This is a genomic window from Gaetbulibacter sp. M240, assembly GCF_043876815.1.
GTDB lineage: Bacteria > Bacteroidota > Bacteroidia > Flavobacteriales > Flavobacteriaceae > Gaetbulibacter_A.
The window spans coordinates 295467-319682 of the sequence record NZ_JBAWKA010000002.1 but is presented as its reverse complement, the minus strand read 5'-3'; the positions used below and the strand labels follow the sequence as shown (position 1 = coordinate 319682).

Sequence of the window (24216 nt, the reverse complement as noted above, 5' to 3'; positions counted from 1 at the left end):
GCCTCTGCTCCGGACCTAAACCTTTAAGTTCTTAGTAAGTTAAGCCTACTTAAGCTCAACCTCAGCTCCAGCTTCTTCTAATTGAGCTTTTAGAGCTTCAGCTTCATCTTTAGCAATACCTTCTTTGATTGGGCTTGGAGCCTCATCAACTAGACCTTTTGCTTCTTTAAGTCCTAAACCAGTTAATTCTTTAACTAATTTAACAACTGCTAACTTAGAAGCACCAGCGGCCTTAAGGATTACGTCAAACTCAGTTTGAGCTTCCTCAGCATCACCACCACCTGCAGCTGGACCAGCTACAGCAACTGCCGCAGCTGCAGCAGGTTCGATACCATATTCATCTTTTAATATAGTAGCTAATTCATTAACTTCTTTTACTGTTAAGTTAACTAATTGTTCTGCGAAATCTTTTAAATCTGCCATTTTTCTATCGTTTTAATAAATTTTAAATTTTAATATAATTGTAATAAAAGTGCGTACTTGCTTGATACTATCCTTCTCTTTCAGATAGTGTTTTAATAATTCCAGCTAATTTACCACCTCCAGATTGAAGCGCTGAAACAACATTTTTAGCAGGAGATTGTAATATTGTAATAATCTCTCCTATCAATTCTTCTTTAGATTTGATATCCACTAACATGTCTAACTGGTCGTCACCAATATAGATCGCTTCATCAATAAAAGCTCCTTTCAATAAAGGCTTCTCTGATTTTTTACGGAAGTTTTTAATTAATTTTGCCGGTGCATTACCTGCCTCGGCATACATCACAGATGTATTACCTTTAAGTACTGTAGGAAGGTCTCCGAATTCTTTATCAGAGGCTTCCATAGCTTTGCTAAGTAATGTGTTTTTAACAACAGCCATCTTTACGTTCGCTTTAAATGCAGCGCGACGTAAATCTGAGGTACTACCTGCGTTTAATCCAGAAATATCAGCTAAATAGATATTTACATTATTGGTTAATTCGGCAGTTAACTCCTCAATTACTCGTGATTTTTCTTCTCTTGTCATAATAAAAGTTTAACTTATTAACCAATCTTAGGATTAACTGCTACACTAGGACTCATGGTACTAGACATGTGAATACTTTTCACATATACCCCTTTTGCAGCCGTTGGTTTTAATTTAATTAATGTTTGTATTAATTCATTTGCGTTACCCGCAATTTTATCAGCACTAAAAGATGCTTTACCAATTGCCGCGTGAACGATACCGAATTTATCAACTTTAAAGTCGATTTTACCAGCTTTTACTTCACTTACAGCTTTAGCGACATCCATAGTTACAGTACCAGTTTTTGGGTTTGGCATTAAGCCACGAGGACCTAATACACGTCCTAAAGGACCTAATTTACCCATCACACTTGGCATGGTTATGATAACGTCTACGTCAGTCCAACCACCTTTAATTTTATCAAGGTATTCGTCTAACCCAACGTAATCTGCTCCGGCTTCTTTAGCCTCGGCTTCTTTATCAGGTGTTACTAATGCTAATACTTTCATGTCTTTACCAGTACCGTGAGGAAGCGATACAACGCCTCGTACCATTTGATTAGCTTTACGTGGATCTACACCCAAACGCACTGCTAAATCAACTGATGCATCAAACTTGGTATTGGTAATTTCTTTGATTAATGCAGATGCTTCATCAATAGAATATAATTTACCTTTTTCTATTTTCGCTAAAGCCTCTTTTTGCTTTTTTGTTAATCTTGCCATTTTATAATGTCTTTAATCGATTAAGATGGGAATTTCCCAGTTACGGTTATACCCATGGATCTTGCTGTTCCAGCAACCATTCGCATTGCAGATTCCACAGTAAATGCATTTAAATCTACCATTTTGTCTTCAGCGATGGCTTTAATCTGGTCCCAAGACACTTTAGCTACTTTTTTTCGGTTTGGTTCTCCTGAACCCTTCTTCAACTTGGCCGCTTCTAATAATTGTACTGCAGCTGGAGGCGTTTTAATAACGAAGTCGAAAGACTTGTCCTTGTAAACAGAGATAACCACCGGTAATACTTTACCAGGTTTATCCTGAGTTCTAGCATTAAATTGCTTACAGAACTCCATGATGTTTACTCCAGCAGCACCTAAAGCGGGTCCAACCGGTGGCGACGGATTCGCAGCACCTCCCCGAACTTGTAACTTAACTACTTTACCTAATTCTTTTGCCATGTTTAAAAATTTACTTCGATACAATACTTTAATTGGAAGCTAAAGATCGTATCTATCTATTTAGTGTAACAATTATTATACTTTTTCAACCTGCATATAACTGAGCTCTAATGGTGTTTTTCTTCCGAAAATCTTCACCATCACTTCCAGCTTACGCTTTTCTTCATTAATTTTTTCAATCGTACCATCAAATCCGTTGAATGGTCCATCTATAACTTTTACCGTTTCTCCTTTTGTAAAAGGAATCGCCACATTAACACTTTCATCAACAGCTAACTCATCTACTTTACCCAACATCCTATTAACTTCAGACTGTCTTAATGGCACTGGGTCACCGCCTTTTGTTTCACCTAAAAAACCAATCACATTAGTAACCGATCTTATAATATGAGGCACCTCACCTGTTAAATTGGCCTGGATCATGATATAACCCGGAAAATAAACTTTTTCTTTGTTGATTTTTTTTCCGTTACGTATTTGGATCACTTTTTCTGTTGGAACTAATACCTGATCAACATAATCTTGAAGACCTAAACGAGCAATTTCGTTTTCGATATAGGTCTTAATTTTGTTTTCCTGACCACTTACAGCTCTAACAACATACCATTTTTTTTCACTTACTTCAGACATAAATCTTCGTTTTAACCATTAATCCATTGAAAGTAATAGGCAATAACTTCGCTAAACACTGAATCTATACCCCAGATTAGTAACGAGAAAATAATAGAAAATAAAGCAACAAGAATTGTTAAATTCTGAGCTTCAGGCCATGTGGGCCATGATACATTATTTTTTAGTTCGCCAAATGATTCCTTTACGTAATTTACAACTCCAGCCATTTTATGTCGTTTTTGCATCAACTACTGTTCAAATCCTCTTCAGATTCGATGTGTCAATAAATTTTAAAAGACGCTACTATAATTATAGGGCATCTTAGTTATTTTTTGTGTGGTTTGGGAGACTTCTAACCTGATTTTCGTTAAACTTGTTCTCACCATCCTCAACTTAGCACGGGTTGAGAGACTCGAACTCCCGACACCTGGTTTTGGAGACCAGTGCTCTACCAACTGAGCTAAACCCGTAAATACAAGTGAAGGTATTCCGTATTCGGAATACCTTAACTTATACTATGTTTAACTGTTTAGTCTAAAATCTCAGTTACCTGACCAGCACCTACAGTTCTACCACCTTCACGGATTGCGAAACGTAAACCTACGTTCATTGCAATTGGTTGAATTAATTCAACAGTGATAGTTAAGTTATCTCCAGGCATAACCATTTCTACGCCATCAGGAAGTGCAATGTTTCCTGTTACGTCAGTTGTACGTACGTAGAACTGAGGACGATAGTTATTGTGGAAAGGTGTGTGACGCCCACCTTCTTCTTTTTTCAAGATATAAACCTCTGCCTTAAATTTAGCGTGAGGTGTTACAGAACCTGGTTTAGTGATTACCATACCTCTTGAGATTTGGCTTTTCTCGATACCTCTTAATAAGATACCGGCGTTATCACCAGCTTCACCTCTATCTAATATTTGACGGAACATTTCGATTCCTGTAATAGTTGAAGTTAATTTCTCTGCTCCCATTCCAATGATCTCTACAGGGTCACCAGTTTTAGCAATACCAGTTTCAATACGACCAGTTGCTACAGTACCACGACCAGTAATCGAGAATACATCTTCGATAGGCATTAAGAATGGCTTATCCATATCACGAACAGGCTCTTCAATCCAAGTGTCACAAGCTTCCATTAATTCCATTACTGTATCAACCCACTTTTGCTCACCGTTTAAGGCACCTAAAGCGGAACCTGCAATTACAGGACCATTATCACCATCATATTCATAGAATGATAATAGATCTCTGATTTCCATTTCTACCAATTCTAATAATTCTTCATCATCAACCATATCCACTTTGTTCATGAATACAACGATACGAGGAATACCTACCTGACGTCCTAAAAGGATGTGCTCACGAGTTTGTGGCATTGGCCCATCAGTTGCAGCTACCACTAAGATAGCACCATCCATTTGAGCAGCACCAGTAACCATGTTCTTTACGTAATCCGCGTGACCTGGACAGTCAACGTGTGCGTAGTGACGATTTGCTGTTGCATATTCTACGTGAGAAGTATTAATTGTGATACCTCTTTCTTTTTCTTCTGGTGCGTTATCAATTTGATCAAATGATCTCGCTTCTGATAAACCTGCATCAGCTAATACTTTAGTAATAGCAGCAGTTAAAGTTGTTTTACCGTGATCTACGTGTCCAATAGTACCAATGTTTAAGTGTGGTTTTGAACGATCGAAAGTTGCCTTTGCCATGTTTTTTAAAAAATTTAATCTTAGTTATATAATATATTAGTGTACTTTATGTCATTCTTTAAAAATATAGAGCCAATGACGGGATTTGAACCCGTGACCTCTTCCTTACCAAGGAAACGCTCTACCCCTGAGCTACACCGGCTTAAATATTAGAGCGGGAGACCGGGTTCGAACCGGCGACATTCAGCTTGGAAGGCTGACGCTCTACCAACTGAGCTACTCCCGCAATTATTTAATGCCCAAAATTAAAGCCTTTAAAACACAATCATTATTATGATTATGTTAAAAAAGTGGGGAGAGCAGGATTCGAACCTGCGAAGTTAAAAAACAACAGATTTACAGTCTGTCCTCGTTGGCCGCTTGAGTATCTCCCCAATCTTAATTTTATGCACTCTTTTTAAAGAACTTGAGCCGATGGAGGGACTCGAACCCACGACCTGCTGATTACAAATCAGCTGCTCTAGCCAGCTGAGCTACATCGGCTTTTTTTCATGCTTTTTCACACAAAAAAAGCCCGTTATTTCTAACGGACTGCAAATGTATATATTTTTATTTTGATTCAAAACATTTTTTAAGAATTTTTATTCAGGAATGAGCTCTTAATTTTTCTTTACGCTTTTTTATTTGGCGTTCTAGTGATGAAGCCGCCATATCGGCTCCTTCCTCAAAAGTTTTACACTGTTTTTTTACTATAAAACTATCTCCGGGAACACTTAATTTAGCCTCAAAAATTTTATTTTCTTTCGAGCTGGTATTCTCAACCTTCAGAAAAACATCAGATTTGATAATCTTGTCGTAGAATAATTCTAACTTGTCCATACGTTTTTGAATGAAATCGATAAGTTTTTGATCGGCATTGAAATTCACCGATTGCGTGTTTACTTTCATACTACATCTCTGTTTTAGGTTAGACAATTTTAAATGCTTTATTTTTTACTCCTCGGATGAGCTTTAACATGCACTTGTTTTAATTTGTCTATACTATTATGAGTATAAACCTGAGTGGCCGCTAAGCTGGAATGTCCAAGCAATTCCTTTACCGCATTTAAATCTGCACCCTGATTAAGCATATGTGTTGCAAAAGAATGACGCAGGATATGCGGACTCTTTTTTACTTTCGAGGATGCCTTACTAAAGTAATCATTTATAATTCTGTAGACAAGCGTTTCATAAATTTTAACGCCCTTTTTAGTTAAAAAAAACGCGTCTTTATCGCTTAAATGATCTAGAGCAGATCGCTGTTCTAAATAGTCGGAAATACTTTTTTTAATGGATGGTAGTAATGGAATGATGCGTTCCTTATTGCGCTTCCCTAAAACCTTAAGCGTTTTAAAATCGGAATCAAAACTATTCAGTTCCAGATTGATCAATTCTATACGTCGCATGCCGGTGGTATAAAACAATTCAATCATGAGCTTATTCCTAGTACCTTCGAAATCAGGTTTAAAATGAAGTGCGCCTAGTGCTTGACTAACTTCTTTTTCTGAAAATGGCACTTGTACTTTTTTTTTGGTTTTTAAAGCGCGATGCTTCTGCAAGGGGTTGATTTGAATAGCCCCCGATTTCTGTAGAAATTTGTAGTAACTGTTTAAGGCTGATATCTTTCGGTTGATACTTCTGTTGGTTAGCCCCTCTTCTACCAAAGAAACGATCCACTGCCTAACATGCGAATATTGAACGGATTCCAGTCCTACTTCATCATCTTCTATTTTTAAGAATTCTGAAAAGGCTTCTAGGTCCGTTCTGTACGCATTGGCTGTTAAGGTCGCGTAATTTTTTTCCAGAAGAAGGTAATCAATGAAAGATTGTATTGCCATAACAATTTAAAAGTACAAAGATTTCTAAACATTAGAACAAAAAAAATCCCGCAAATTGCGGGATCCTTAATTATATATGATATTAAATATCTTCTGCGTCTCGTAATGACTGAATATATTGCGCTTTTTGAACTTGCGCTCTACGCTTTACGGAAGGTTTTGTAAACTGCTTTCGCGTTTGTAATTGACGTTTTGTTCCCGTTCTATCGAACTTTCTTTTGAAACGCTTCAACGCTCTGTCTATATTTTCTCCTTCTTTTATAGGTATAATTAACATAGGCCCTAACCTCCTCTCTTTTAGAATTTGTGGGTGCAAAGATAGAAACTATTTTGAATATTAAAACAGTTAATTTTATTTATTTTTTGTTGCGGGTTTATACTCTTTCTTATCAATGATGATTTTAGCCAAAATCTCTCTCAAGATTTCTGAAGTTCCCCCTCCAATAGGCCCTAACCTACTGTCACGAAGTAATCTAGCCATCGGATAATCTTCCATATAACCGTAACCACCTAAAAACTGTAGACACTCATAAATCACTTCATCAGCTACTTTAGTCGTTTTTAATTTCGACATCGTGGCCTCCTTCACAACGTATTCTCCTCTATTCAAACGATGCGTTACCGAGTAATTGAATTCCTTACATATCTCTACATCCGTATACAAATCTGCTATTTTATGACGCAAGGCCTGAAACTGGTCAATAGATTTTCCGAAAGCCTGTCGTTCGCTCATGTATTGTAAGGCGTACTCTAAAGCATACTCTGCACGAGCATGGGCGTTCACACCCATAATTAAACGCTCCAAAGCAAAATGCTGCATAATGTAACTAAAACCTTTGTTCTCATCACCCAACAAATTCTTTACAGGAACTTTTACATTATCAAAGGCGATTTCTCCGGTATCAGATGCACGCCAACCTAATTTATTGAGTTTTGTTGCTGAAACACCTGTAGTTTCCCGGTCCACTACAAAAATACTAACCCCTTTATTTCCAAGTTCGGGAGTTGTTTTGGCAGCTACAATTAAATAGTCGCTATACACCCCATTGGTAATAAATGTTTTTGAACCATTCAAAACGTAGTGATCATCTTTTTTCACTGCTGTGGAACGCATGCCTGCCACATCACTCCCACCAAAAGGCTCAGTGATACACAAACAACCTATTTTTTCTCCGGTGATACTTGGTGCTAAATAACGTTCTTTTATATCATCGTTCCCTTCGGCATTTAAATGGGTCATCGCTAAATAGGCATGAGCCCAAATTGCTGCTGCGAAACCTCCAGAATTAATTTTTTGAAGTTCCTCCAACAAAATAATGGTATAAAATAAATCTAAATTTAAACCACCATAGGCTTCAGGATAGGCAATTCCAAAAAAGCCCATTTCTCCAAATTTAGTCCAGATATCACGATCGATCGTTCCTGTGTTTTCCCAAGTCTCAATATGCGGAACCACTTCTTTTTTTAAAAAATCCTGCAGACTTTTTCTAAAAAGATGATGTTCTTCAGTGAAGTACATACTATTCATTAATTTTCTTTTTCTAGTGTTCTTTTTTTATTCGATTTGCAAATATAATTGAATTATCTCGATTTTATCTGCAGGAAATCCTTTAACTTTTTTTATCTCTTCCCAGGTTTTGAATCCTTCCCTAAGTATACGTTGCTCAATAATACGGTGAGCCAAATCATAATCAATATGTTGTGCGGTTACCAACTGTTCGAGACTTGCCGTATTGATATTCAGTTTTGTAACAGCCCTTGGCGTTTTTACGGTAAACATTTTATTGATATTACTAATGGATTCCGGCGTAAGTCCGTAAACATCTGTAAGCTGAATATCAGCTATAAAACCACCTACAAAACTATTTCTATATTTTATGATGCGCTCTGAGAATACGGGTCCAATACCATTGACACGTTGTAAGGCTTCAGCCGTAGCCGTATTAAGATCGGCCTTTTGAGCATAGGTTTTATTTTTTTCTGGTGAAGAGAATACCGTTTTTTTATTCTTGGTCCACTCTGGAAATTTTAAATAAGGTTTTATGGTTTCTAAAAGTGAATCTGAGACTTTTGTAACGACCTGAAACTCGGCCACTGAATTGATCCATTTTCCTGTTTTCCTGAATGCTAAAAGGCGGTCAATTTCTTCGTTGCTCATACCAAATAACGCGCCTCGATAATCGTCTATATAATTGGGGTTTACAGGATAACGTTTAGGAATTCGGCTGGCCATTTCAATCTGTTTTAAAGAATCCATCTCCCTTTCAAGAGCTACCAAAACTTCAGAATCAACAGGAATTTCCGGTTCAGAAAAACGCAGATAAAAATACACCGCCTGCAATACCACTATAATTGTTATTAATAAAAAAATCCCATGCCGTTGTTGTTTTGAGAACGTAACATGAGATTTCATTTTTATTATCGTGTATTAATTACATATGTTTTGTTAGGTCTTCTGCACCTTCATCAAGGGCTTCTTCCTTAACATTAATGGCTTTCATGTATTTATTTAATTCCTTTTTAATAACTGGTGAAAGTAAAATAACACCAATAATATTAGGAACTACCATGGCGAAAATCATCGCATCTGAAAAATTAATTACAGCACCCAAACTGATAGAAGCTCCAACTACTACAAAGAATAGGAATAAAATTTTATAAGCCAGATCAGATATTTTGCCTTTACCAAAAAGGAATACCCATCCTTGCATACCATAGTACGACCAAGAAATCATTGTTGAGAATGCAAACAAGATTACTGCTATTGTTAAAATCACGGAGAAGTGTGGAATCACAGTATCAAATGCTTGAGCAGTAATTTCTACACCTTCTTTTATTTCAACACCATATTGCATAAAAGACCCATCAAAATTGGTTATTACGATTACAAGCGCCGTCATGGTACAAATGACTACCGTATCTACAAAAGGTTCTAAAAGTGCTACAATTCCTTCACTAGCAGGATATTTTGTTCTTACAGCAGAGTGAGCGATAGCGGCACTACCTACACCAGCCTCATTAGAGAAAGCTCCTCTTCGGATACCTTGGATCATAACACCAACGAGACCTCCGGCAATTCCTAAGCCCGAAAATGCACCCTCATAAATCAATGCGAAAGCATCATCAATCAGCGTGAAATTTGCACCCAAAATAATAAGTGCTGCTAACACGTAAATACCAGCCATGAAAGGAACTACCTTTTCAGTAACCTTGGCAATTCTTTTAATTCCACCAATAATAACAATGGCCACAAGAAACGCCATTACTATACCAAAATAAAGTCCGGCGTTACCACCTTCTAATCCAAATAGTTTTACAAATTGCGCTGCTGCCTGATTGGCCTGGAACATATTTCCGCCACCAAAAGAACCTCCAATAACGAATATGGAAAAAAGGATAGCAAGTACCTTACCAAAACCTTTCAAACCTTTTTCTTTTAAACCCTTTGTTAAATAGTACATTGGACCACCATAAATGGTTCCATCTTCTCCTACATCTCTATATTTTACACCAAGGGTACATTCAGCAAATTTTGAGGCCATACCTAAAAGTCCGGCTAAGATCATCCAGAATGTTGCACCTGGACCCCCAATGGATAAAGCTACAGCTACACCTGCAATATTTCCCAGACCTACTGTTGCTGACAAGGCTGCTGTTAAAGCCTGAAAATGCGATACCTCACCATGAGCGCTATCGTCTCTTAAAGTTTCAATAACATTCTCATCTTCATTTGGGGTAACATCACCATACAATGTATTGGCGCCGTGCTTCTCAATATCCTCATACTTTCCTTGAACAACGCGGATAGCCGTTCTAAAGCCTGTTATATTAATAAATCTAAAATAAATAGTAAAGAATAAAGCACCTCCTATAAGGACAATTAATACCCAAGGAATTTGATAATACTCCGAAAATGGTATTTCATAAAAAATACCATCCACAAACCACCCTGTATAATCTTTAAAGGTCTCGTCGATCTTTTCAGAGGTTGTTTTTTGAGCAAAAATTAGAAATGGTGTTATTAAGGTTATCAGTGAAAGATAATACTTCTTCATACTAGTTTTTTTAGTTGTTTTTCTTAGGTTTTAAAATTAAAAGCAGCAAGATGATAAAAAAAAATGGTTAAATAAAAAAATGCCTGTTAAAATGAATTGCAGTTAATTGATATCGAACTCGGAGTTCAGAGCCTCGATTTGTTCCGGACGTCCTAAAACAATAATTTTTGATTTAGGGTGTAATTTTTGGTCGGCTTCAGGGTTTACAATGTATTCTCCGTTTTCATTCTTATAACCAATAACATTACAACCTGTTCTGCGTCTAAGATCTAAATCCTTGATCGTTCGAACAACTTCCGAATCATATAATTTTACAACATCAACCTCTTCAATGTTGATATTAGATTTCCCAACAATGGATAAATTATCAACAAATTCCATGAGGCCGGGTATAACCACCAATGAGGCCATGTGATCGCCTCCTATTTTATCTGGTAAGATCACATTATTAGCTCCGGCAAATTTTAACTTGTCATATGAGGATTCGTTGGAAGCCCGACTGATAATATTAATCCGACTATTAATCTGCCGGGTTGAAAGAACCACAAACAAATTATCTGCATCATTTGGCAAGGCTGAAATAAAATTAGATGCACGGTCGATTCCTGCCTGCAGTAAAATTTCATCTTCATTCGCATTTCCAATAACATAGGGAACATTATCCGCTTGCAACCGCGATTCCATTTCCTTGTTTTTTTCAATAACCACAAAAGCTTTTTTATAGGCCAACAGTTTTTTTACTGCTTGTTTACCATTTCGACCGTAACCACAGATTACAACGTGATTTTTTAATTTATCAATCTGTTTTTGCATCTTTTTATATTTTAAATCTTCTATGTTGTTCTTACTCAAAATATACTCTGTAATTATCGATAAGGCATAACCAACAATTACGACACTTCCAATAATTAAAAATACGGTGAAAATTTTAGAGGCTGGATCTAAAGGCTTTACTTCTCCAAAACCAACGGTGGTCATCGTAATAACCGTCATATACAAGGCATCGACCCAATTGTAATCAGAAATCATTTTGTATCCTAAAACACCTACACATAAAATAAACCCTAATAAAAATAAGGCTACATATATTTTAGTTCTGAAGAAACGAATAATCTGGTTTGTCATAGTTATAAATCAAATACCGAGGAGCGTTTGGTATAAACTAAATCTTTAATACGCATCCAAAAGGCTAAAAATAAGTAAAGTGCAAATCCAAACCCCAAAGTTACAAATGTAAGATACATAAACGAAGTTCGCACTACCTTGGCCCTTATCCCAAGTCTGTCGGCAATCCGCTGACAAACATAGTAGCCATGCTTTTGGAAAAAAAGTAGTAATTTATAAAATAGATTCATAGCCGCAAGTTACTATTAAGTTTTAAATTTTTAAAAATTTAGCGACTTAAAAGTGAATTCCCAATAGCACAATGTAAACAGCGATTTTTGTTACAATATTGGGTGTTTAATTGTATAAGTGCTTGTGACTCTAATGCCGATTGCGCTTTGTAATTAAGATGTTTATAGCCCGATATAATGCTGTTCGATTCAGACCCTATAGTTTTTGCAAGCTCCAAAATAAAAGCTTCACCTTGTCGGCCTTGTTTTTGTTGAAAACAAAACACCATAGGAATGATAGTGTTTATAAGTAATAAATCGATAAAAGGCTTAGAAGTGGTTTTCTTTGAATGCCTGGAACTGGCATCAAAAGTATAATGTGTATCCCAAAATTCTGAGGCTGAAACATGAAACAAATCGTAAAAGTCTTCTTTGGATTTTAAATCTAAGATTTTTGAGAATAGATTCGAGTGCTGATGGTATAATGACGCTAATTGTACTAAACGAATCGAGGGAAAATTTAAAGGTCGTAATCTGAAAAACTGAATCGGAAGGACCTGATCTCGATTTAAATTAAATTTTTGCTTTAAAAAATGATACCCTTGTTTTAATCCTTGATGGTAGGCCGTTTGAGAATCGTTTTCTAAAAGTCCGGCCTGTCCCATAAATAAAGCCTCTAATTCCAGTAAATTAGATTGTGTTTTTCGAATGACAGAAAAATTGATGCTGTTTGCTAAACTAAAAAAAGCATCCCCATTAATTTTCGAACCAAAACTCCTGCACAGCATTTTAAATAATACGGCTTCCCAATCATTTTTACTTTGATCCAATAACAATAAAATAGGTTTTGCCTTGTCCTCCAGGCGCTCAAAATAAAGCCGTTCCATCCAGTGGCTCATTTTAAAATTATCGACATAAGGAAAATCATTCTCACAATTGATCCAGGTATTTCTACCTTGAAATAGATTATGGAAGTTCAATAACAGCTCATTTTTCACATAATTTTTAAGTACCAATGTTGGAATTGCTGTATTGCTTTTTCGAAACACAAGCGTGTCGTGCTCCCAAACCACATGTAAAATGACATTATCATAAGCTTTATCTGTTTCATGTCCATGTAAAAACCAATCAGAGGATTTTATATGAAGCTCAACGTTTCCTGCCCAAAGCTGATCCCCAATTTTAATTCGGGCATTAAAAAAATCGGGACCGGCGTTGTGGTTGTGTTCCCCAAGTGCCAAAATTTGAATATTATCCCCGCTATCTGTTCTTATGTTGGTGGCTTGAAATTTTTTAAATTTCCATAAATAATGTAAAAAATCTTCTCGCATAAATTAAAGATAGCCGGCACAAAAGCTAGCACCAAACAATGGAATGATATTCTGCAATAAATCAATACCTTTGAATAAATTTAATCGTTAAATGGAACAATTAACTTTAACAACACCCGCCCTCTTATTTTCTGCTATCTCTTTAATAATGCTAGCTTATACCAATCGCTTTCTTGCCTATGCCAATGTGATTCGGGATTTGCACGATAAATATATGAAGCAAAAAGATTCTGTTTTAATTGCGCAAATAAAAAATATAAAGCAGCGACTTTACCTTACGCGAGCCATGCAAATATTTGGAATTTCCAGCTTACTACTTTGTGTTTTAACAATGTTTTTAATTTATATTCAGCAGCAAACTGTAGCCGTTTGGATTTTTGGTCTGGCCCTACTCCTTTTGATCATATCTCTTGGCCTTTTGATCGTTGAAATACAGATTTCTGTTAAAGCTTTAGAACATCACATTAGCGATATCGAAAAAAATTGAATTTGTATTGTTTTTCTGGTATATTACGCCTTAACTAACATTAAACCTACCTACAAACTAGAATTTTCGGCTATCTAAAAAACCAAATAGCTCCTTGTGAACGTATCTTAATGAAAAAAGCCCCATGATCATTTTACCAACTATGAACCTATATCAATTTAAATCTGAAAATTCGCTAAATGACTGGCTAGTAGTTGACGACATCGTAATGGGTGGATCGTCCTGCGGTAACTTGAAATTAAGCGAAGCTGAAATCGCTGTTTTTGAAGGTGATATCTCACTGGAGAATAATGGTGGATTTTCTATGATCCAACACTTTTTCCCAAAGATCGAAGTCAAGGATTACTCCAAAGTTCTAATCCGACTAAAGGGTGATGGTAAAAGCTATCAATTTCGTGTCAAATCAAGTAGTAAGGATTACTTCTCTTATGTTAAACCATTTGAAACCAATGGAAGCTGGCAAACTATTGAAATTCTTTTTGAAGAAATGTATCCGGTATTTCGCGGGCGAAAATTGAGAAAACCGAATTTTGCCGGTTTGAGTATGGAAATGATCGCCTTTCTTATTGGAAATAAAAAAGCAGAGTCATTCCGGTTAGAAATTTCGAGTATCGATCTCGAGTAAAATTCTAAAGCGAGCTGATGATGTCAGATTTCGTTACGATCTGATGTTTTCCATTGCCTAAGGCTACTAGAACCGCATTATTTTCTCTGGTAAATAGTTTTGAAATCGCATCGATGGTTGTATGCTTCGGCACTACAGGGAAGGGTTTGTTCATGACCTCCTTTATAGGTAGGTCTGAAATATTTTTATCCTCCAGAAATTTTCGTAACAGATCGGCCTCATCAATAGCCCCCACAAAACCCGTGTTATCTTCCACCGGAATTTGTGAAATGTTATAAGTTTTCATGCGTTCAATCGCATGCCAAACTAATTCTTCAGTTTTTACCGTTACTAAAGGTCTGTCTTCGGACGGACGCACAAGATCGGCTGCAGATTTCATAGAATCTTCAATAAAGCCTCTTTCGCGCATCCATTCGTCATTATACATTTTACCCACATAACGACTACCATGATCATGAAACAGCACCACCACAACATCGTTTTCAGTGAATTTATCTTTTAATTGCAATAAGCCTTTTATGGCCGCTCCTGCGGAATTACCCAAGAACATACCTTCTTCTTTTGCTAATTTTTGAGTGTAAATCGCAGCATCTTTATCTGTTACTTTGGTAAAGCCATCGATGATATCAAAATTTACGTTTTTCGGTAAAATATCTTCTCCAATACCTTCGGTGATATAGGGATAAATCTCATTCTCATCGAAAACACCTGTTTCGTGATATTTTTTAAATACCGAACCATAGGTATCAATACCCCAAACCTTTACATTCGGGTTTTGTTCTTTTAGGTATTTCCCTACGCCTGAAATGGTACCACCGGTGCCAACTCCTACTACAAAATGGGTAACCTTACCATCGGTTTGTTTCCAGATCTCGGGACCAGTACTTTCGTAGTGTGCCACAGTATTACTCAAATTATCGTACTGATTGACATACCAGGAATTCGGTGTTTCTTCAGCCAAACGCTTTGAGGTAGAATAATAGGATCTGGGATCATCAGGTTCTACGTTGGTGGGACACACAACGACTTTACTTCCCACGGCTCGCAGAATATCCATTTTTTCCTTGGATTGTTTATCACTGATCACGCAGATCATTTTATAGCCTTTTACAATTGCTGCTAAAGCGAGTCCCATTCCGGTATTTCCTGAAGTACCCTCAATAATAGTTCCTCCGGGCTTTAAACGACCATCGGCCTCCGCATCTTCGATCATTTTAACAGCCATACGATCTTTCACTGAGTTTCCCGGATTAAAAGTTTCGTATTTGGCAAGGACCAAACAGGGTAAGTCTTTAGTTAAAACATTAAGCTTTACCAAAGGGGTGTTTCCTATTGTTCCTAATATATTTTCTGCGTATTCCATGATTTTATTTTCATTACAAATTTAGCATAATTATAGCAGATTAAAGGTTAAATATTGGTGAAGCTTTCGCGTTAAGGATTGAGGCATTTGTTGAAGCGCCTCGCAGAGCGCGACTGCCGAAAGCCTGCCCTTTTGCCCTTTATGGGGAAAAGGAACGCCCAAAAAAATTAATCGAAACGGATGGCCTTGACCGGAGAGATCTTGGTAATGAGATATGATGGAATAAGAAGCATGAGCAAACAGAGGATTAGGGTACCAATGTTTAATGCGGCAATATAGCCAAAGCTGATATAAACCGGGGCTTTACTAACATAGTACACGCTGGGATCGAGCGGGAATAATTCGAATATTTTCTGTGCGTAAAGCAGCGCGAGACCTATGATATTACCCCAAAACAGCCCACGTATAATGAGGTAGGACGCGTTGTACAAAAAGAGTTTCCGGATACTCCAGTTGGTACTTCCCAAGGCTTTAAGGATCCCGATCATTTGGGTGCGTTCCAGGATTAGTACCAGCAGTGCAGTGATCATATTGATGCCTGCAACGAGTATCATGATGCCGATAATTCCGTAAATATTGGTATCGAAAATACCGATCCACTCAAAAATAGAAGCGTACTTTTCGGTCACTGTTTGTGTGTTAAAAGTGCTTGGCGTATTTCTATAAACCTCTACTCCCAGGCGATCGAGTTCAGAATAATCGTTTACAAACACTTCAAAATGCCCAATTTCGTAATCTTCCCAACGATTGATCCGCTGGATATGCCGGATGTTACCCAAAAGGAATTGTTTATCGAGATCTTGGAAGCCGGAATTATAAATACCAACCACCTGAAATTTTATGATATTTGGTAATTTCTCAGGATCGTTCTTGGCGAAAATCATTTGAAAATCATCGCCTACCTTGAATTGCAATCTGTCAGCCAGATACTGTGAGATCAGTGCTTCGGTACTCCATTTTTTATCGAAATTTGGTGTGCGACCATCAACCAGAAAACTTTTAAAGTAGGACCAGTTGTAGTCTTGACCAACACCCTTGAGAATGGCACCCTCAAAATCGGTTTCGGTGCGAATGACTCCAAATTTATTGGCTACCGCCTGAATATGACTTACCTCGGGAACAGCTTTGAATTCCGGGTAAAAATCCTGTTCGGTTGAAATGGGAAATAAGCTTTCTTCGGAATTATTACTATTAAAATTGGAAATTGAAATATCGCCGTTAAAAGCCACTACCTTATCACGAATTTTTTGCTGCAATCCGACTCCTGTAGCAATAGTAATCATCATGACCACAATACCGATAGCGATGGCTGCGATGCCTATTTTTATTATTGGTGCCGATATACTACTTTTATACCCTTTACTACCAATAATGCGTTTTGCTAAAAAATACTCGTAATTCAATTTATTTAATGGGCTTTAAGATTTTCAAAAATACTGTTTTATTATGTCTTTTAGTATTAATTTCCTGTGCAAACTCGAAGCACTCTAAAACTGATGATGTTTTAGAACCCCAGCCTAAAGAGGAACCTGTGGTGGTTGGCGCCAACAGGCTGGACCTTTATCTCCCCTTACTGCAAGGAAAGCGGGTTGCTGTGGTGGCTAATCAAGGTACGGTGATTTTTAAGGATGAAAACGTAACCACCTACACCCATTTAATAGATTCACTTCGGGACTTAAACATTGCGATAAAAAAAGTGTTTGCGCCGGAACACGGTTTTAGGGGAATTGGTGATGCCGGAGAACTCATCGATAACAGTACCGATAAAAAAACGGGCTTACCAATTATATCACTTCATGGTAAACATCGAAAGCCAACTCAGGAAGACCTGAGAGATATTGATATAGTGATTTTTGATATTCAGGATGTTGGGGTACGTTTCTACACCTATCTTTCCACCATGCATTATGTGATGGAAGCCTGTGCAGAAGCGGGTATTCCAACCATTGTTTTAGACCGTCCTAACCCTAACGGGCATTATATTGACGGACCAGTTTTAGAACTGGAACACAAAAGTTTTTTGGGATTGCATCCTGTGCCCTTAGTTTACGGTATGACCATAGGTGAATATGCGAAAATGATTAACGGCGAGCGTTGGTTGGCGGATTCTTTGGTTTGTGATCTCATCGTAATTCCTCTGAAAAATTACACCCATCAAACGCCCTATAGTTTAACTGTAAAACCCTCACCTAATTTACCGAATGGCAAAGCGATAAATCTGTATCCAAGTCTGGATATTTTTCGCGGTACCGTTATTAATGTTGGGCGAGGTACGGATTTACAGATGCAGATCTATGGTGCGCCCTTCTTCCCGAAAAGTGATTTTAGTTTTACACCCGTTTCAAACGAAGGCGCAAAATATCCTCGCTTTGAAAATCAATTGTGTTATGGGGTCGATCTTCGGAATGAACCACGCTTGCATAAATTCAATCTCAAATATTTAATGGATGCCTATTCTAAAACGCCTAAAGAGGTGACCTTTTTTGGGCCCACTTTTACGGCTCACGCCGGAAATACTAAACTGCAAGAACAAATTGAATCAGGAATTCCAGAAGATTCTATTCGAGCCAGCTGGCAAAAGGATATCGAGGCATTTAAAGTAATTCGGGAAAAATATTTGCTTTACGATTGATCTGTCATCGTAGGTCGTTTATATTTTTGAAAGGGTTGTTTTAATAGCTCGCCAATATTACTATTTGCCTTCTCATCAGGAAATACATCCACACCGTAAATAATCTTTTCGGTATCTAAATACTTATAGGTTCCGAGCAATCGATCCCAAACCGAAAAAATATTCCCATAATTAGAATCGGTATAAGGCAAACGGTAGTGATGATGTACCTTATGCATATCTGGAGATACGATCACATAGCTCAGGGCCTTATCCAGTTTTTTAGGTAATTTAATATTAGCGTGGTTGAACTGAGTGAAAACGACTGATAAGGATTGATATAGGATGACCAAAGCAATTGGAGTTCCGATAATAAAAATCCCCATAAGCGTAAATATATAGCGTATAATACTTTCTAAAGGGTGATGTCGATTCGCGGTGGTTGTATCCACCTTATGATCAGAATGATGCACCAAATGGATCATCCATAAGGGCTTTACTTTATGTTCTATTAAATGCGGTAAATAAGCACCGATAAAATCAATCAGAAAAACTCCTATTAAGGTATACAACCAAAGTGGCATAGTTGGTAACCAATTTAAAATTCCGAAATTATTGGCCATTACCCAATCCGAAGATTTTAAAAATAAAAAGGCTAGAGGCAGATTAACCAAGATAGTGGTCAGGGTAAAAAATATATTGGGAACAGCGTGTTTCCATTTATGGTATTTAAAGCCGAATAAAGGAACGATCCCCTCAATGATCCAAAATATTGTTAAACCACCAACAATAATAAGCGCACGATGCAGTGATGGAATGTGTTCGAAATAGTTTAGTATAGCTTCCACAGTTTTTTTGCTTAAATATAATTATTTTATGGCTTGTTTCATAGTCTCAACAATATTGAAAGCTGCCGGGCAAATGGCTACATTTTTCATAGTTAAATTTGAGATCTGCTGAAATTTTTTCCTGTCGGTGTGCGGAAACTCCCGACATGCTTTAGGGCGAACCTCATAGATCGAACAATAATTATCGGCTCCTAAAAACGTACATGGAACGGATTGAAGAACATAATCATTATCCTCATCAATACGTAAATAGGTGTCAACAAATTGCTGGGGTTTCATTTTGAAGTGTTTCGAAATCCGTTCAATATCCTTATCCGTAAACAAGGGGCCGGTCGTTTTACAGCAATTAGCGCATTCCAGGCAATCCGTTCGTTCAAATTCCTGATCATGAAGCTCTTGCATGATGTAGTCCAAATTTTTAGGCGGCTTCTTTTTTAATTTGGAAAAGAATTTTTTGTTTTCGTTATGCTTATCTTTGGCCAGTTCAGGCAGCTTATCTATGAATTCCTGCATGCTGTAAAAATACTATATTTGACTGTAAAAAGCATGATGTTAAGAGCTAGCATAAAAACCTGATTTAGAAGGTACCTAAAATATATAATACAATGAAAGACCTTTTTGGAAAAGCTTTGTTAGATTATCAGAACGGAAATTACACGGAGGACATTATAACCTCAACGAGTATTTCTGATGACGATGTTTTACCATTACCTTATTTATTTCGTGACTATTCAGACATGCCTAAAATTGAGCAAACCGCTTTACAACGAAGTCGTGGCAGTGTTTTGGACGTTGGGTGCGGTGCCGGAAGTCATAGTTTGTATTTACAAAAAAAAGTTTTAAAGGTGAAAGCTATTGACATTTCAGAAGGATCCGTTACAGTTGCCAAACAACGGGGTGTTATCCATGTTGAAAAACGTTCTGTTCTGGACGAAACCGACACTTTTGATACTATTTTGCTATTGATGAATGGAACCGGAATTTTTCAGGAAATCATTCAGGTCTCCAAATACCTGAAGCATTTAAAAAGTTTATTGAAACCCAATGGTCAAATTCTTATTGATTCTACAGATATAAAATACATGTACGAAGATGATGATGGAGGCATTTGGATTGACACGAATGCTGGTTATTACGGTGAACTCGATTATTACGTGAGCTATAAAGGTGAATCAGAAGAACCTATGACCTGGTTGTATCTGGACTTCGACACCTTGAACATGGCCTGCGAAACCCTGGGACTGCAATGCGATTTATTACAAACCGGAGAGGCGTTTGATTATCTGGCTCGCATCACAGTGAGACAACCTTAACGTTTGTCTCTGATAAAAATATGTTCCGATTTACCGGTACCATACACCAGGCTATTTTCGGTTAATACCCTGATTCGTTCGGTCACACTTCCAAAAGTATAAACTAACTCGATATAATAACCATCCTTTTTAGCACTGATATTCACAATGGATTCGGAGATATCATAGGCATCTTCTACAGCGGTGTGTTCCGCCTTTGGCGGTAAATTTAATTCTTCCAGAACTTCAATTTTTCCTGCACTGTCCTGAAAATGAATACGATACACTCTATTTCTGGAGTCTTTTTTTAAAAGCCAATCCCCTTCTAATACTTTTTTTACTTCCGAGATACTATGACAGCACTCTAAATTTTGAGCACCACAAAGAAGTGTAATTACTGAGGCAATAACTGTTGAAATTAAGGTTTTCATTGGTTTTTAATTCGAATTGAATTATCGTGCAATGCCATCAATAAAAGTTTGGAGAACTTTGATGTTTGGAACTTCATCAATATCAACGGTCATAATATCCTGGTCCAGAACAATAAAATCAGCAAGTTTACCAGGCTCAATACTGCCTTTTTCGTTCTCCTCAAAATTTGAATAGGCCGCCCAAATGGTCATACCTTTTAAGGTTTCTTCACGGGTTAATGCATTTTCCGTTTGAAAGCCTCCTTCAGGATAACCCATTGTATCCTGACGTGCTACTGCGGCGTAGAAGGTTAAAAACGGACTCACCTGCTCCACAGGAAAATCAGTACCTAAAGCAACCTGGCCGTAGGTATTTAATAGTTCTTTATAAGCGTAAGCATTTTTGATTCGTTCTGTTCCAACACGGTCACCTGCCCAATACATATCACTGGTCGCATGTGTAGGTTGTACAGACGGTATAATATCATCGAACAATTTAAAATCTTCAGGAGATAGAATTTGGGCATGTTCCACCCGCCAGCGTCTACCCTTTTCTCCATTTAAAACACGTTTATAGGTATTCAATACGATGTGATTCGCCGAATCGCCTATGGCATGAGAATTCATCTGAAATTCCGATGCAGCAATACGCTTAGCTACTTTTTGTAAACGCGCATAACTATCTTTCAAAATACCATAATGCCCCTCACGATCACTATACGGTTCACGCAGGGTAGCACCACGCGATCCCAGGGCACCATCAGCTACATATTTAAATCCTTTAATATGCAAACGATCTGTTTTTGTAGGTCCTTGTTTTAAATAAAAATCTAAATTTTCATCGGTGGTATAAGGCATGGCATAAATACGGATATGCATTTCTCCAGCTTGTTGTAAACTATCAATTATCTCGATATCCGGAATATACAATCCGGCTTCATCTACTGTAGTTAATCCGTAATCTAAACAAATACGTTCCGCATCTTTTAAGGCTTGCGCCGAAGTGGCTTTAGATGGTTTAGGGATAATCGCCTTGATCAAGTCCATGGCTCTATCTAATAAAACACCTGTTAAGTTTCCATTTTCTTTGATGATCTCTCCTCCTTCAACCTTTGTGGTATGATCAACAGAACCTAGATCAAGAGCTACCTGATTTACCAACATGGCATGATTGTCAATACGCGTTATGGCTACTGGAATATCCGGGAATACCGAATCTAATTTATCTTTTGTAGGGAATTCTTTTTCCGGCCAGTCGTTTTGGTCCCAGCCTCTACCCGTAATAAAATCAGGATGTTTCTCATTGTTGAAAGCAACGATCCTTGCAATCACCTCATCATAACTTTTCGTCCCTTCCAGTTTTACTTGCTGTTCTCCAAGTCCCATACGATAAAAATGGCAATGCGCATCGATAAACCCGGGCACAATGGTTTTTCCGTTAACGTCAATCATAGAATCAGTCTCATAAGTATTGCTGATTTCTTCGGTTGTCCCAATACCAATAAATTTTCCATCTTTAACAGCAAAGGCCTCGGCTTTTTCAAATTGTGAGTTTACGGTATAAATATTTGCATTGACAACAATTAGGTCTGCAGGTTTTTTAGTGCTACAGGATACTATTAAAAATAATATAGATAATTGGAATATGGTCTTCATAAAGATGCTTTTAGTTCTTGTAAAAATAAAAAAAGTGCCTCTAAAAGACACTTTTTTGAATGAGTATATGATAACTATTTAAAAATCAAACTTAAAGGTTGCTCCCGCCAGTAATTGCAGACCCTGAACCGGATAATTTACCCAACGTTGGTAGGCGTTATTCGCTAAATTATTGCCTTTTGCAAAAACAGATATCTTTTCATTAATGTGATACCCAACATGAGCATTAGCATCAAAATAACTATCTAAAAGTACCGTTTCAGGCGGTGTTGCCGTAAATCCGTCGTTATAGACTATTTGATCCTTGCGCTGACCGGTATAATACAAATTAGCTCCGGCAAACCAGTGTTCATCGATCTGATAATCTAAAAATAAGTTTCCTGTAATATCAGGTAAATTCCAGGGTTCCTCCTGATTGGTCATGTCGTAGGTATAATAATTCGCCTGAATGCTCAACGTAAAATTCCGATTCACATCTACATCTATTTCGCCACCTAAAATCACGGTATCCATGTCGTCGTAAACGATTCCGAAGGAATTTCCATAAGTATAGGATGCCCCGGATCGGCTAATTTCATTGCTTTTAAATAAGGCTTTATTATTATCAGCCAAATAACTTCCTTTGATATTGTAGCTCATATTACTGGATAATTTACCCTTTAAACCAACGTGGGCATTATATTGTTGATCCGTAGGAAGTATAAAAAGTGTTGGAGAAACGAACGGATTATCAGAAGCAAAATCGAAATACGTATTTTGTATCAAACTACCTTTGATACTACCGTAAGCGATTAAAACATCGTTCACCAAACGATACGTGGCAGACACATTTGGGTAAATATGAATATCACCATCGCCAGTCTCTATATCACTAATGTACGCTATTGAGGCTCCTAAACTAACCGTAAGATCGTCTTGTCTTAATTCAAACGACGGCGAAGCGGAAACTATAAAATTTCCATAGTTAATTTCTGAACCGGTATTTTGATAATCATTTTTAAAGCTTCCTTTCAAATAATCAAAATTTATTTCTGTTGAGACCAATTCGCTATTCACCGGAATATCTATGAGTGTTCCGGCAGAAAAATGATTTTCTCCCGAGCTTTGGTTATCACCGAAACGTCTGAATTTAAATTTAGCCGAATTAATATAAGTGTCCTCAAAGGCAATGTCGGCTCCAAATTCACCACTATAAAAAGAATGATCAATGGCTATATTATCAGTTAGCGCCAAGGCCACCTGAGATTCAGGAAAACCATACCAATTATAGGTTTGATGTTGAAAAGCAGCTTCCAGATTCCATGCCAGATCTTTTAATCGGCTTGAGTAATTGGCACTTAATTTCGAGTCTGAAAAATTGTTATCGAAGAGCACATCCTCAATACCTCCGGCTGAAGAATGATGACTAAAATAACCTCCAACACTCTCATTCCTACTCAAAGCATGATTCAGATAAACTTCACCTAAAAATGTTGTATACGAACCCACGCCAACAGTCGCATAATTGTCGAATAGTTTTAATGGCTCCGCCTTTTCAACAACGGCTGCTTTTCCTTTAGCCGGTGTAAAAGTTGACGCTACCGGAAACGAAAAAATATTGTATTTGATCGTTTTCTTTGCGTTAGTAGTTGTATCATTTATGGTAGGGTTCTCCTTGACTTTAAAAGCATCTGATATTGATGGTGTATAGGGTTTTATAATATCAATAACACCCGTATTAATGGTATCGCTTTTCTTTTCCTGAGCAAAACTGTTAAGCGTTAACAGGGTAAATAAAAATATGCTAGTGTGATTAATGTGCTTCCGCATAGGGTGATTTTTAAACGCGATTATTAAGATTGATGTATTTTTTATGAGAACGAATTTTTCCATGAACAGCTT

27 protein-coding genes and 5 tRNA genes are annotated in these 24216 nt (G+C 37.3%); 4 read left to right on the top strand and 28 right to left on the bottom strand.

The genetic code is table 11. The annotated features are described in order from the left end of the window. Nucleotides 1-45: 45 nt before the first annotated feature. From rplL to V8G61_RS06880, 21 genes are all read right to left on the bottom strand, one after another. Nucleotides 46-423: a 50S ribosomal protein L7/L12 gene (gene rplL, locus V8G61_RS06980; RefSeq protein WP_344741122.1), complete on the bottom strand. Its 378-nt coding sequence runs from the start codon at nt 421-423 to the stop codon at nt 46-48. A 67-nt stretch (nt 424-490) separates the two neighbouring features. After that, a complete protein-coding gene (gene rplJ, locus V8G61_RS06975; protein WP_394874795.1) occupies nt 491-1012 on the bottom strand; it encodes a 50S ribosomal protein L10 in 522 nt (173 codons plus the stop codon). A gap of 17 nt (nt 1013-1029) precedes the next feature. Next, on the bottom strand, nt 1030-1719 hold the full coding sequence (gene rplA / locus V8G61_RS06970) for a 50S ribosomal protein L1 (RefSeq protein WP_394874794.1): 690 nt from the start codon (nt 1717-1719) through the stop codon (nt 1030-1032). Nucleotides 1720-1739: 20 nt separating this feature from the next. Beyond that, on the bottom strand, nt 1740-2177 hold the full coding sequence (rplK, locus tag V8G61_RS06965; RefSeq protein WP_394874793.1) for a 50S ribosomal protein L11: 438 nt from the start codon (nt 2175-2177) through the stop codon (nt 1740-1742). Between the two features lie 75 nt (nt 2178-2252). After that, on the bottom strand, nt 2253-2807 hold the full coding sequence (gene nusG / locus V8G61_RS06960; RefSeq protein WP_394874792.1) for a transcription termination/antitermination protein NusG: 555 nt from the start codon (nt 2805-2807) through the stop codon (nt 2253-2255). A gap of 11 nt (nt 2808-2818) precedes the next feature. Continuing rightward, the gene (secE, locus tag V8G61_RS06955) at nt 2819-3016 is read right to left on the bottom strand and encodes a preprotein translocase subunit SecE (protein ID WP_394874791.1); all 198 of its coding nucleotides are present in this window, start codon (nt 3014-3016) and stop codon (nt 2819-2821) included. A 170-nt stretch (nt 3017-3186) separates the two neighbouring features. Beyond that, nucleotides 3187-3259: transfer RNA gene (locus tag V8G61_RS06950), tRNA-Trp, on the bottom strand. Nucleotides 3260-3318: 59 nt separating this feature from the next. Then, on the bottom strand, nt 3319-4506 hold the full coding sequence (tuf, locus tag V8G61_RS06945) for an elongation factor Tu (RefSeq protein WP_394874790.1): 1188 nt from the start codon (nt 4504-4506) through the stop codon (nt 3319-3321). 70 nt (nt 4507-4576) lie between these two features. After that, nucleotides 4577-4648: transfer RNA gene (locus V8G61_RS06940), tRNA-Thr, on the bottom strand. Nucleotides 4649-4659: 11 nt separating this feature from the next. After that, nucleotides 4660-4732: transfer RNA gene (locus V8G61_RS06935), tRNA-Gly, on the bottom strand. A 65-nt stretch (nt 4733-4797) separates the two neighbouring features. Further along, nucleotides 4798-4880: transfer RNA gene (locus V8G61_RS06930), tRNA-Tyr, on the bottom strand. 35 nt (nt 4881-4915) lie between these two features. Continuing rightward, a tRNA-Thr gene (locus V8G61_RS06925) sits at nt 4916-4989 on the bottom strand. Between the two features lie 102 nt (nt 4990-5091). Then, entirely contained in the window at nt 5092-5394 is a 303-nt protein-coding gene (hpf, locus tag V8G61_RS06920; protein WP_394874789.1) for a ribosome hibernation-promoting factor, HPF/YfiA family, read from the bottom strand. A 38-nt stretch (nt 5395-5432) separates the two neighbouring features. Further along, nucleotides 5433-6323: a tyrosine-type recombinase/integrase gene (locus tag V8G61_RS06915; RefSeq protein WP_394874788.1), complete on the bottom strand. Its 891-nt coding sequence runs from the start codon at nt 6321-6323 to the stop codon at nt 5433-5435. An 82-nt stretch (nt 6324-6405) separates the two neighbouring features. Further along, nucleotides 6406-6600 (bottom strand): 30S ribosomal protein S21, encoded by a 195-nt coding sequence (gene rpsU, locus V8G61_RS06910; protein WP_394874787.1) that lies wholly within the window; start codon nt 6598-6600, stop codon nt 6406-6408. A 75-nt stretch (nt 6601-6675) separates the two neighbouring features. Then, nucleotides 6676-7851: an acyl-CoA dehydrogenase family protein gene (locus V8G61_RS06905; RefSeq protein WP_394874786.1), complete on the bottom strand. Its 1176-nt coding sequence runs from the start codon at nt 7849-7851 to the stop codon at nt 6676-6678. Between the two features lie 27 nt (nt 7852-7878). Next, nucleotides 7879-8736, bottom strand: coding sequence for a ComEA family DNA-binding protein (locus V8G61_RS06900; protein WP_394874784.1), 858 nt, complete (start codon nt 8734-8736; stop codon nt 7879-7881). A 19-nt stretch (nt 8737-8755) separates the two neighbouring features. Next, a complete protein-coding gene (locus V8G61_RS06895; RefSeq protein WP_394874782.1) occupies nt 8756-10378 on the bottom strand; it encodes an alanine/glycine:cation symporter family protein in 1623 nt (540 codons plus the stop codon). Between the two features lie 102 nt (nt 10379-10480). Then, entirely contained in the window at nt 10481-11503 is a 1023-nt protein-coding gene (locus V8G61_RS06890) for a potassium channel family protein (protein ID WP_394874780.1), read from the bottom strand. Between the two features lie 2 nt (nt 11504-11505). Beyond that, nucleotides 11506-11733 (bottom strand): PspC domain-containing protein, encoded by a 228-nt coding sequence (locus tag V8G61_RS06885; protein WP_394874778.1) that lies wholly within the window; start codon nt 11731-11733, stop codon nt 11506-11508. Between the two features lie 38 nt (nt 11734-11771). Then, entirely contained in the window at nt 11772-13043 is a 1272-nt protein-coding gene (locus V8G61_RS06880) for a DUF2851 family protein (RefSeq protein WP_394874777.1), read from the bottom strand. Nucleotides 13044-13134: 91 nt separating this feature from the next. On the opposite strand from V8G61_RS06880, the gene V8G61_RS06875 reads away from it, so the two are divergent. Together V8G61_RS06875 and V8G61_RS06870 are read left to right on the top strand one after the other, a co-directional pair. Then, complete coding sequence (locus V8G61_RS06875; RefSeq protein ID WP_394874776.1) at nt 13135-13530, top strand: DUF2721 domain-containing protein; 396 nt, start codon at nt 13135-13137, stop codon at nt 13528-13530. Nucleotides 13531-13654: 124 nt separating this feature from the next. Beyond that, the gene (locus V8G61_RS06870) at nt 13655-14155 is read left to right on the top strand and encodes a CIA30 family protein (RefSeq protein ID WP_394874774.1); all 501 of its coding nucleotides are present in this window, start codon (nt 13655-13657) and stop codon (nt 14153-14155) included. A gap of 4 nt (nt 14156-14159) precedes the next feature. Here V8G61_RS06870 and V8G61_RS06865 read toward each other — a convergent pair whose 3' ends face one another. Both V8G61_RS06865 and V8G61_RS06860 read right to left on the bottom strand, forming a co-directional pair. Further along, entirely contained in the window at nt 14160-15518 is a 1359-nt protein-coding gene (locus tag V8G61_RS06865) for a pyridoxal-phosphate dependent enzyme (protein WP_394874773.1), read from the bottom strand. 167 nt (nt 15519-15685) lie between these two features. After that, nucleotides 15686-16921 (bottom strand): ABC transporter permease, encoded by a 1236-nt coding sequence (locus V8G61_RS06860; protein ID WP_394874772.1) that lies wholly within the window; start codon nt 16919-16921, stop codon nt 15686-15688. An 8-nt stretch (nt 16922-16929) separates the two neighbouring features. Here V8G61_RS06860 and V8G61_RS06855 point away from each other — a divergent pair, with 8 nt between their 5' ends. Beyond that, nucleotides 16930-18150 (top strand): exo-beta-N-acetylmuramidase NamZ domain-containing protein, encoded by a 1221-nt coding sequence (locus tag V8G61_RS06855; RefSeq protein WP_394874770.1) that lies wholly within the window; start codon nt 16930-16932, stop codon nt 18148-18150. On the opposite strand, the gene V8G61_RS06850 is transcribed toward V8G61_RS06855, so the two are convergent. Both V8G61_RS06850 and V8G61_RS06845 read right to left on the bottom strand, forming a co-directional pair. Continuing rightward, the gene (locus V8G61_RS06850; protein WP_394874769.1) at nt 18141-18977 is read right to left on the bottom strand and encodes a sterol desaturase family protein; all 837 of its coding nucleotides are present in this window, start codon (nt 18975-18977) and stop codon (nt 18141-18143) included. The two genes, V8G61_RS06855 and V8G61_RS06850, sit on opposite strands and share 10 nt — an antisense overlap. A gap of 21 nt (nt 18978-18998) precedes the next feature. Further along, complete coding sequence (locus V8G61_RS06845) at nt 18999-19490, bottom strand: YkgJ family cysteine cluster protein (RefSeq protein WP_394874768.1); 492 nt, start codon at nt 19488-19490, stop codon at nt 18999-19001. Between the two features lie 92 nt (nt 19491-19582). Here V8G61_RS06845 and V8G61_RS06840 point away from each other — a divergent pair, with 92 nt between their 5' ends. Further along, the gene (locus V8G61_RS06840) at nt 19583-20290 is read left to right on the top strand and encodes a class I SAM-dependent methyltransferase (protein ID WP_394874767.1); all 708 of its coding nucleotides are present in this window, start codon (nt 19583-19585) and stop codon (nt 20288-20290) included. Here V8G61_RS06840 and V8G61_RS06835 read toward each other — a convergent pair. From V8G61_RS06835 to V8G61_RS06825, 3 genes are all read right to left on the bottom strand, one after another. After that, nucleotides 20287-20700: a hypothetical protein gene (locus V8G61_RS06835; RefSeq protein ID WP_394874766.1), complete on the bottom strand. Its 414-nt coding sequence runs from the start codon at nt 20698-20700 to the stop codon at nt 20287-20289. The genes V8G61_RS06840 and V8G61_RS06835 overlap by 4 nt on opposite strands. A 21-nt stretch (nt 20701-20721) precedes the next feature. Further along, nucleotides 20722-22335, bottom strand: a complete 1614-nt coding sequence (locus tag V8G61_RS06830) for an amidohydrolase (RefSeq protein WP_394874765.1) — start codon at nt 22333-22335, stop codon at nt 20722-20724. Between the two features lie 78 nt (nt 22336-22413). Continuing rightward, a complete protein-coding gene (locus V8G61_RS06825) occupies nt 22414-24144 on the bottom strand; it encodes a TonB-dependent receptor (RefSeq protein ID WP_394874764.1) in 1731 nt (576 codons plus the stop codon). Nucleotides 24145-24216: the final 72 nt, after the last annotated feature.

What these genes read in the sequence shown, in the direction of transcription:
- rplL (WP_344741122.1), bottom strand. Translation starts at nt 423, where the DNA reads ATGGCAGATTTAAAAGATTTCGCAGAACAATTAGTTAACTTAACAGTA.
- rplJ (WP_394874795.1), bottom strand. Translation starts at nt 1,012, where the DNA reads ATGACAAGAGAAGAAAAATCACGAGTAATTGAGGAGTTAACTGCCGAA.
- rplA (WP_394874794.1), bottom strand. Translation starts at nt 1,719, where the DNA reads ATGGCAAGATTAACAAAAAAGCAAAAAGAGGCTTTAGCGAAAATAGAA.
- rplK (WP_394874793.1), bottom strand. Translation starts at nt 2,177, where the DNA reads ATGGCAAAAGAATTAGGTAAAGTAGTTAAGTTACAAGTTCGGGGAGGT.
- nusG (WP_394874792.1), bottom strand. Translation starts at nt 2,807, where the DNA reads ATGTCTGAAGTAAGTGAAAAAAAATGGTATGTTGTTAGAGCTGTAAGT.
- secE (WP_394874791.1), bottom strand. Translation starts at nt 3,016, where the DNA reads ATGGCTGGAGTTGTAAATTACGTAAAGGAATCATTTGGCGAACTAAAA.
- tuf (WP_394874790.1), bottom strand. Translation starts at nt 4,506, where the DNA reads ATGGCAAAGGCAACTTTCGATCGTTCAAAACCACACTTAAACATTGGT.
- hpf (WP_394874789.1), bottom strand. Translation starts at nt 5,394, where the DNA reads ATGAAAGTAAACACGCAATCGGTGAATTTCAATGCCGATCAAAAACTT.
- V8G61_RS06915 (WP_394874788.1), bottom strand. Translation starts at nt 6,323, where the DNA reads ATGGCAATACAATCTTTCATTGATTACCTTCTTCTGGAAAAAAATTAC.
- rpsU (WP_394874787.1), bottom strand. Translation starts at nt 6,600, where the DNA reads ATGTTAATTATACCTATAAAAGAAGGAGAAAATATAGACAGAGCGTTG.
- V8G61_RS06905 (WP_394874786.1), bottom strand. Translation starts at nt 7,851, where the DNA reads ATGAATAGTATGTACTTCACTGAAGAACATCATCTTTTTAGAAAAAGT.
- V8G61_RS06900 (WP_394874784.1), bottom strand. Translation starts at nt 8,736, where the DNA reads ATGAAATCTCATGTTACGTTCTCAAAACAACAACGGCATGGGATTTTT.
- V8G61_RS06895 (WP_394874782.1), bottom strand. Translation starts at nt 10,378, where the DNA reads ATGAAGAAGTATTATCTTTCACTGATAACCTTAATAACACCATTTCTA.
- V8G61_RS06890 (WP_394874780.1), bottom strand. Translation starts at nt 11,503, where the DNA reads ATGACAAACCAGATTATTCGTTTCTTCAGAACTAAAATATATGTAGCC.
- V8G61_RS06885 (WP_394874778.1), bottom strand. Translation starts at nt 11,733, where the DNA reads ATGAATCTATTTTATAAATTACTACTTTTTTTCCAAAAGCATGGCTAC.
- V8G61_RS06880 (WP_394874777.1), bottom strand. Translation starts at nt 13,043, where the DNA reads ATGCGAGAAGATTTTTTACATTATTTATGGAAATTTAAAAAATTTCAA.
- V8G61_RS06875 (WP_394874776.1), top strand. Translation starts at nt 13,135, where the DNA reads ATGGAACAATTAACTTTAACAACACCCGCCCTCTTATTTTCTGCTATC.
- V8G61_RS06870 (WP_394874774.1), top strand. Translation starts at nt 13,655, where the DNA reads ATGATCATTTTACCAACTATGAACCTATATCAATTTAAATCTGAAAAT.
- V8G61_RS06865 (WP_394874773.1), bottom strand. Translation starts at nt 15,518, where the DNA reads ATGGAATACGCAGAAAATATATTAGGAACAATAGGAAACACCCCTTTG.
- V8G61_RS06855 (WP_394874770.1), top strand. Translation starts at nt 16,930, where the DNA reads ATGGGCTTTAAGATTTTCAAAAATACTGTTTTATTATGTCTTTTAGTA.
- V8G61_RS06845 (WP_394874768.1), bottom strand. Translation starts at nt 19,490, where the DNA reads ATGCAGGAATTCATAGATAAGCTGCCTGAACTGGCCAAAGATAAGCAT.
- V8G61_RS06840 (WP_394874767.1), top strand. Translation starts at nt 19,583, where the DNA reads ATGAAAGACCTTTTTGGAAAAGCTTTGTTAGATTATCAGAACGGAAAT.
- V8G61_RS06835 (WP_394874766.1), bottom strand. Translation starts at nt 20,700, where the DNA reads ATGAAAACCTTAATTTCAACAGTTATTGCCTCAGTAATTACACTTCTT.
- V8G61_RS06830 (WP_394874765.1), bottom strand. Translation starts at nt 22,335, where the DNA reads ATGAAGACCATATTCCAATTATCTATATTATTTTTAATAGTATCCTGT.
- V8G61_RS06825 (WP_394874764.1), bottom strand. Translation starts at nt 24,144, where the DNA reads ATGCGGAAGCACATTAATCACACTAGCATATTTTTATTTACCCTGTTA.